We start from the raw sequence: 502 nt of genomic DNA on the forward strand, positions 1-502 counted from the left end.
TTAATTGTATTCATATATCATTACTTCCTTTAGTATTCTTCTGGTAAAAGCATCACATAATAAAAAACGTCTACATCATCTTCTCGGATGACGTAGACTTTCTTAGGTAATGCATTTTGATTTTTTACATAGTTTGTATAGTGATATTCCAATTTGTATGCGGGTTGTTCTTGTTCATGTGTGATTGAGAGTATATTATCATCTTCTTGTAGTTTAAAAATGTGTAGGTAATCTGTCTGAGGTTGATTGTCCCGTTCTTTTACCATGTTCCAAAGTAAGATTTGAAGGTCTAGAGATAAGTGTTCACTAATGCCTCTTGTGATATATCGATTGATTTGCATACTATTTTCCTCCATTTTGCTTTTCTTTCATGATGTCAATCACTTCGTTAATGACTATAACAGATATTTGTGCCACTTTGATCCAATTATTCATGGTCATTCCCTCCTTCTCTTAGTAAATGACGTTCATCAATAATTATATTTTTAGTATCTGTGAGGTA

The 502-nt window shown here is 31.9% G+C and carries 2 protein-coding genes; both read right to left on the reverse strand.

The features are described from left to right. Window positions 1-29 precede the first annotated feature (29 nt). A complete protein-coding gene (locus JVV30_RS12835; protein WP_204194348.1) occupies window positions 30-341 on the reverse strand; it encodes a DUF960 family protein in 312 nt (103 codons plus the stop codon). An 86-nt stretch (window positions 342-427) separates the two neighbouring features. After that, on the reverse strand, window positions 428-502 hold a 75-nt coding region (locus JVV30_RS13505), incomplete at its 5' end, for an SAUGI family uracil-DNA glycosylase inhibitor (RefSeq protein WP_343283869.1).

The sequence above is a fragment of the Staphylococcus sp. GDY8P47P genome (genome assembly GCF_016892225.1).
GTDB lineage: Bacteria > Bacillota > Bacilli > Staphylococcales > Staphylococcaceae > Staphylococcus > Staphylococcus borealis.